The sequence below is a fragment of the Wolbachia endosymbiont of Drosophila incompta genome (assembly GCF_001758565.1).
GTDB classification, from domain to species: domain Bacteria; phylum Pseudomonadota; class Alphaproteobacteria; order Rickettsiales; family Anaplasmataceae; genus Wolbachia; species Wolbachia pipientis.
In genome coordinates this window covers 1,052,961-1,057,233 of sequence record NZ_CP011148.1, presented here as the reverse complement: position 1 = coordinate 1,057,233, position 4,273 = coordinate 1,052,961, and the positions used below count along the sequence as shown (strand labels likewise).

Below are 4,273 nucleotides of genomic sequence, written 5' to 3'. Positions count from 1 at the left end.
TGATCTAATTGGTTGCCCATCTTTGCTTATTTTTTTTAGAAGCTTTATAAAATAGGGAAAAAGAATAAACCCAAAAACAAATGAGGTAAAAAATACTTTTGTAGCTAAGATCATCTGCTTACTTAAATTGACTAAGTGTCATACCACCTATAGCTAATAAAGTCAACTTCTGTCATCCTATAGCCTGACCCACAACTGTACGAACATTGTGATTTGGGCCCATCAGTAGGGTGTCATCCCAGTCTGGAATCCACAACTGTACGAACGTTGTAGTTTGGACCACCAGTGGGGTGTCATCCCAGTGCCCAGACACTGGTTCTATGCAACTTAATTAAAAACGTTTGTTTTAGTGTAAGACAATTACCTTTAGCTTATCAGCTCAGTTATAAGCAAAATTTCTGGATTCCAGACTGGAATGACACCATTTGCTGTGCAATTTACCTTCAAAAATGAATGTTCGTACAGTTGTGAACCTGTGGCAGGTATTACATAAGAGCATTTCCCTCTTCTAAATTAAAACGCACTTTTGCCTCCTTTGCAGTCTATACTTTAGATGTATTTAATTTACAAATACTAATTATTTATTAATAATGGTGATATGTAAATATAGTTATAAAATAATTGTTACACTTGAATTCCTTCCTGGTTTCTGTTGTTATCAGAACATTTAAAACACTTTAAGAAAGCTGCTTAGTTAAATTAACTTAGACAAGTAAATAGCAGTTTTGCAGCCTGTTTTTATGAATGATGATAAAATGTTGTAGCCAAATGCGCTTTCAGCATTGTGCTGAATTGCAATATCTTTGTGCTCTAACTCCTCGTCGCGAAATTTACTTATAGTTTCTCTTAATTCCCCATCTTCTAAATGTGAAACTTGCTCTTTGTAGTGCTCCCCGATAACTTCTTCAACTGCAGCAGTGCAAGCCATAGCAGCTTTTTTGCCCATAATGGCAGTTGCAACGCCAAGCGACACTCCTAAAACACGCCAAACAGGCAACAAAACAGTAGGACGAACTTTTTGCTCTTTGATTTTCTCATTAAAATAGTGAAAATGCTTTTTTTCCTGCTCTTCCATTTCAATTATTTCATTGATTATAGAAGATTTCTTAAGAATAAATTTTTGACCAGAATAAATGCAAATAGCTCCATATTCTCCAGCGTGATCTACTCTAATTGCCTGTTGCAAGAACTGATTGTTGCTGTACCTTAAATTATTTAGATTTCTTTCTTTCTCCACAATACACCTTACCTGATACGAACAGAGCTACTATGAGATAAATTAGATTCCATGTTGCTAAGGAAACACCTAGAACGTAATGAGGTCTGTCACAAGATGGAGAGTAATTAGGATTTAGTAGATTATTTCTGAGCTCTTCTATACTAACGTTACTACTTGCTTGCTCTGTACAACCTAAAACATCATGAAATAAGTGAAGTTCAAGACCTATATGATAAAAAGATATTACTGCACCTATGAGGTAGCTGCAAAACATTGCATAGATTAGAATTTTGTTGTCTTTAAGCATGCACGCTACTGCAAGTAATCCAGCGATATAGTAAACTATTCGCTCGTATGTACATAACTTGCATGGCAGCATGTTGAAAAAATATTCTAGCACATATGCAAAAATTAGAGCAGCGGCACTCGACAGCAGAAAGATTGCAGGAATTCTGGAATTATTACACATAACTTTAAGTAAATTATCCCTGAAAGTATAAAGCAGAGTATTCATTTTACATAGGGATTTTTATTTTTTTTCAAAAGCAATCTAACTGGCACACCGTCTGCAAAGAAATTTTTTCTGAGATCGTTAATTAAATAGCGTTTGTAACTTTCATCAACACTTTCAGGTATGTTACATATCAAAGAAAAAGCTGGAGGTTTAGTACCAATTTGAGCGATATACTTCATTTTAACTGCTTTGCCTTTTACAAGAGGGTGAGAATGTTTTCCTACAGCATCTATGAGCCACTTATTCAGTTTTGCAGTGCTGATCTTCTTGTTCAAGGATTCACTCACTTCAAGACACTTATCTATCACATCACCGCAGCGCATGCCTTTTAACGCAGAAATTGTTATAGTTGGCACTTCCAAGAATAACCTGGTTACTTCCTGTTGTTTGACAAATTTTATTAACCTGCTTCTGTCATCCTTACCTATTAAATCCCACTTATTTAAAACAACAATAATCCCTTTCCCTCCCTTAATTGCAGCTTCACCAATTGATAAATCCTGCTGCTCAATACCAACTAGGGAGTCTAGCATTAAAACTACCACATGAGAGCGCTTGATTGATTCCATGCTTTTCTCAACAAATCTTGATTCTAAGCCATCTACAACATTCGCCTTTCTGCGGATTCCGGCAGTGTCAATTAGAGTAATTAACTCTCCATCATGATCATATGTAATATCCACAGAATCACGTGTGGTACCTGGCTCTGAACTTGTTATTAGTCTGTTTTCTGCAAGTAAACCATTTAAAAAAGTTGATTTTCCAACATTCGGACGGCCGATGATCGCGATCCTCAGCCTACTCAGTTCATTGTTAGGTAACTCAGTGTTCTCGTTAAAATTTTCAATAACACCAGCTAATGCATCATAAAGATCAACCATGCCAAGATTATGCTCGGCAGAGATATACACCGGGCCAAGAAAATCAAAAAACTGCAAATAATCAACATTTTCGGATTTATGACTCTCGCATTTATTTGCTACTAGTATTACAGGTTTATTTATTTTTCTCTTCAGCCACTTTGCAAACTCTTCATTTCGCTCATTTTGCACTTTTGCATCAACAAGAAAGAAAATTATGTTTGAATTGGATAAAGAAAATTCAATTTGTTCAATAACTTGTAGTGAAAAATTAGTTTGGTCGTTCCATCCTCCTGTATCTATAACTTTAAACTCCAAATCGCTAATTCTCCCCATTCCCTCTCGCCTATCCCTTGTCACTCCTGGAATGTTACTCACTACTGCTGCTTTTCTTCCTACTAATCTGTTGAATAGGGTCGATTTTCCAGCATTTGGTAGGCCTACTATGGCGATTTTTAGCATAATTCAAGGGCATGTTCTATATGAAGTAAATTATAACCGAAACTTTTCAATTTAACTATTGACTTCGTAGATTATATAAGCATACTACAGTTAGAATTTTTTTATTTCGTTATGTAAAATATGGGGTAGTTATGCTAGTGTCAGAGCAAATAGAGAGTGTAGATAGAGAAGAATTAAAGCAACAAAATCATATACATAAAGATACAGAGTATTCGGAAGAGACGACAATATATGGGCATATTAATCAACATATGGAAAAAAACATCTCAAATACATTGCATGAAGTATATGATGCTCTTATGTCATATAACGAATCGGAACAGCCAATGGCGTCAACTTAAGAACTTTCATTAGCAAACTCTCCTAAAGACATGATGGCGTTTAGGCTTATCTACTTTATTGCGGCTGTCCCGGTCGGATTTTAACTTTAGCGCGTATACTTAAAAAGGGCTTGAAAGTTTTTTGGCGCAATAAGTACCTGATAGAGTTTCTGTCTCATTACACTAAATAAAACTGAAAAATTTAAACGATACTCAGTAATTTGATCTGGGTTCCAAGGCCCTTGTGCATCACATATATGAAGCGATAATATATTGCACATGACCAAGTTTGCCCAAAATTCTTGTAATACAGCCTCTCCAGAAAAATTCTCTAACTCTGCTCCTACTTTGAGTCGTTTATAGCACTCCTCTATGTGCCACCTTAACACATAAGCTTTGCTCCAAAGTCTCGGTCAAAAACTCTGTTTCTCAGTTGGCTAATGTCAGCACTATAACTCTTACTTTCTGTCCTTTCATTTTATTTTTTAGCTTTTCATTTTCTAATATAAAATCAAAATCTAATTCGCCAGCGTTCCCATAGCTTACTATAATTTCTTTTTTGCAAGCGAAAAATAAAATCTACTTCCAAATTATAATGCTGCTGAATGAATTTTACTGAAGACGATCATAGATAAATAATAATTTCTCTTGATTTAATAAACGCATTTGAGTGATAACTTCGGGTAATTGCTCTGCCGCCAACGTTTGTTCACCTATATTCCAAGCTGCAAGACGAGCACTGCAAATCAGCGAAGTACACAAATCAACAAACAAATTGCCAATGGTGCCTGTTGTTCCATTTGGTTCAAACTCGGATACAATTTCCCCAGAGCTGGGTAATCTCATACCAGAACCATCTGCTGCAATAAGTCTATAGCCTCTCCAACTCAGGTTCATC

At 35.8% G+C, this 4,273-nt stretch carries 4 protein-coding genes and 2 pseudogenes; 1 reads left to right on the top strand and 5 read right to left on the bottom strand.

Annotated features, from left to right (window positions below):
- The 4 genes and pseudogenes from WG67_RS08725 to der all read right to left on the bottom strand — a co-directional run.
- Window positions 1-114, bottom strand: a pseudogene (locus WG67_RS08725) (phospho-N-acetylmuramoyl-pentapeptide-transferase); the annotation flags it as partial.
- Window positions 115-694: 580 nt separating this feature from the next.
- Entirely contained in the window at window positions 695-1,237 is a 543-nt protein-coding gene (locus WG67_RS04765) for a demethoxyubiquinone hydroxylase family protein (protein WP_006279362.1), read from the bottom strand.
- Window positions 1,212-1,733: a disulfide bond formation protein B gene (locus tag WG67_RS04760; protein ID WP_010963042.1), complete on the bottom strand. Its 522-nt coding sequence runs from the start codon at window positions 1,731-1,733 to the stop codon at window positions 1,212-1,214. Before WG67_RS04760 ends, WG67_RS04765 begins: the two co-directional genes overlap by 26 nt.
- Window positions 1,730-3,055, bottom strand: coding sequence for a ribosome biogenesis GTPase Der (der, locus tag WG67_RS04755; RefSeq protein WP_010963041.1), 1,326 nt, complete (start codon window positions 3,053-3,055; stop codon window positions 1,730-1,732). Before der ends, WG67_RS04760 begins: the two co-directional genes overlap by 4 nt.
- 131 nt (window positions 3,056-3,186) lie before the next feature.
- Between der and WG67_RS04750 the strand changes: the two genes are divergently transcribed.
- Window positions 3,187-3,396 (top strand): hypothetical protein, encoded by a 210-nt coding sequence (locus WG67_RS04750; protein ID WP_070356973.1) that lies wholly within the window; start codon window positions 3,187-3,189, stop codon window positions 3,394-3,396.
- 9 nt (window positions 3,397-3,405) lie between these two features.
- Here the strand turns inward: WG67_RS04750 and WG67_RS06430 are convergent.
- Window positions 3,406-4,273 (bottom strand): annotated as a pseudogene (locus WG67_RS06430) (transposase); the annotation flags it as partial.